The following is a 2,556-nucleotide window of genomic DNA, read 5'->3' as shown; positions in this document are numbered from 1 at the left end:
TGGACATTGCCGGTAGCAACGACACGGTATCGCTGAACGGCAATGCGACGTCGCTCGGGCTGACCGGCAGCAACGAGACCGTCTACGTCAACGGCAGCGCCAGCGCCATGACGCTGACAGGCAACAATAATAACGTGTCGGTGTCCGGTCCCAGCGACCGGGTGACGTTGAACGGCACCAACCAGACCGTGACGCTGAACGGCAGCGCAAATTACACCAACCTGTCACTGCTCAACGGCGGCGGCACCGTGACCATCGCCGGGACCTTCGGCAACGTGATCTCGACGAGCAGTGCGACGAGCTTCACGATCAGCGGCACCGGAAGCTCCTCGACGATTACCGGCAGCGGCAACACGGTGTCGATCTCCGGCGGCTCGGCGACGCTGAACGGCAGCAACGAAACGGTGATCGCGACCGGTGGGGCGGTGATTCTGTCCGGGACGGGAGAGACGGTGACGACGACCGGCGGGGTGTCCGTGACGGTGAACGGGACCGGCAGCTCGGCTTCGGTGACGGGCAGCGGCAATTACGTGACGGTGGCCGGGGTCAGCGACCAACTCACGTTGAGCGGGACCAGCGACACGCTGACGGTCAGCGGCAGCTCCAACACGTTGAGCACATCGGCCGTGACGATGGCGACGGTCTCGGGCAGCGGCAACTCGGTGACGCTGGGCGGGGCTGGCGTCACCGCCATCGTGAACGGAATTAGCGATACGGTGACGCTGAGCGGGACGGGCGACGTCGTCAGCCTGAGCGGCAACTACAACAAGGTGAACGTCAGCGGCGCGAGCTCGATCCTCGTCGGCACCGTCAGCAACGGCTTTGCGGATGTGGCGGGCGACAACGACACGGTATCGCTCAACGGGAATGTGACGTCGCTCGGGCTGACCGGCAGCAACGCAAAAGTCTACGTCAACGGCAGCACTGACGCGATGACGTTGACGGGCAACAACAATAACGTGACGGTGTCCGGCCTCAGCGATCGGGTGACGCTGAACGGAAATAACGCGACGGTAACGCTGAATGGCAACGGCAATTTTGCCAACGTGACCCTGACCGGAACGGGCGATTCCGTCACGATTGGTGCCACCGGCGATGTCATCACATCGAGCAGTGCAGCGAGCTTTACGATTGTTGGCTCGGCCACGTCCTCGACCATCAACGCCGGCAGCAGCTCGGTCTCGTTCACCGGGGCAGGCAATAGCGCGACTCTCAATGGCAATGGAAACTTTGTTTCCATGAGCGGCAACGGCAATGCCGTGACCTCCTCCGGCAACAGCGACACCGTGGTCGTGAGCGGAACCGGCGATGTCGTCACCCTGACCGGCGGCTACGAGAACATCATCTCCAGCAAGGCCGTTACCGTCACTGCGACTGGCGCCTATGACGACATCACCGTCAACAGCGGCAGCGGGGCGGCGACTTCGTCGATCACGCTCGGCGGCGCCAGCGGGATCGTCCAGGCGAGCTCGGGGACGTCGCTGCGGATCTCGGCAACCGCAGGCTCGGTCAACGTCAACGACATCGAGACCATCGTGTTCGGCAACAACACCAACACGGTCACGCTCGCCAACGGAACCGGGGGGACGATCACGCTGGTCGGTGTCGCGTCCGTGATGGCCGCGCTCGCGGGCACCACCGGCAACGACACCATGACGGGGACGTCGGGCAACGACATCCTCGACGGCAAGGGCGGCGTCGACAGCGAGCAGGGCAATGGCGGCGACGATGCCTATGTCTTCCACAAGGGCTACGGCCAGCTCACGATCAACAATTACTCCGCCAGCAACAACAATTCGCTGGGGACGCTGTCGTTCTTCGACCCCTCGGTGCTGACCAGCGACGTGCTGATCTCGCGCGGCGGCGTCGGGTTCGGCGACCTCATCATCCAGATCCCCTCGACCGGTGACCAGATCACCGTCAGCAGCGCCTTCGCCAACAGTGCCTACGGCCTGCGGCAGGTGCTGTTTGCCGACGGCACGGCCTGGAACATGGGCTATCTGGGCGCCCATGCCGGCTATGACGTCAATATTGACGGCAGCACCAGCACGATCAACGCGAGCAACGTGCTGATCCAGATGCCCGCCAACAACGCCACCGTGACGGTCAACGGCAGCAACGATCCGATCATTGTGACCGGCACCAGCGACACCGTGATCGTCAACGGCAGCAACGATACAGTGACCGCGAACGCAACGGCGGTGACTGTTACGGGCACCGGCAGCGCGGTGACCATCAGCGGCAGCGGTAACGCCGTCGCCGTGACGGGCACGAACGACACCGCAACGCTGGTCGGAACGTCGGACAGCGTCACCATCAGCGGCAGCAACGCAACCATCAACACTGTCAATGCGGTGGCGGTGACCGTGACCGGGACGGGAAGCTCGGCCACGATCGGCGGCAATGGCGACAGTGTCGCGATCACCGGTGTGAGCGAGGCCGTCACGCTGTCCGGAACCGGCGCGAGCGTCACCATCGGCGGCGCCGCGGCGACCCTGAATGCCGCCGGAGCAGCGGTTGCGGTGACCGCGAGCGGCAGGTCCGCCGGCGTTGCCG

At 64.4% G+C, this 2,556-nt stretch carries 1 protein-coding gene; it reads left to right on the top strand.

Features of this window, described 5'->3' with window-relative positions; translation table 11 throughout:
* The coding region (locus PMI42_RS12655; protein ID WP_008134512.1) for a beta strand repeat-containing protein at positions 1–2,556 on the top strand (2,556 nt) is incomplete at both ends.

The sequence above is a fragment of the Bradyrhizobium sp. YR681 genome (genome assembly GCF_000282615.1).
In the GTDB taxonomy this organism is placed as follows: domain Bacteria; phylum Pseudomonadota; class Alphaproteobacteria; order Rhizobiales; family Xanthobacteraceae; genus Bradyrhizobium.
The sequence above is the reverse complement of the archived record's forward strand: the minus strand, read 5'-3'. Positions and strand labels throughout refer to the sequence as shown.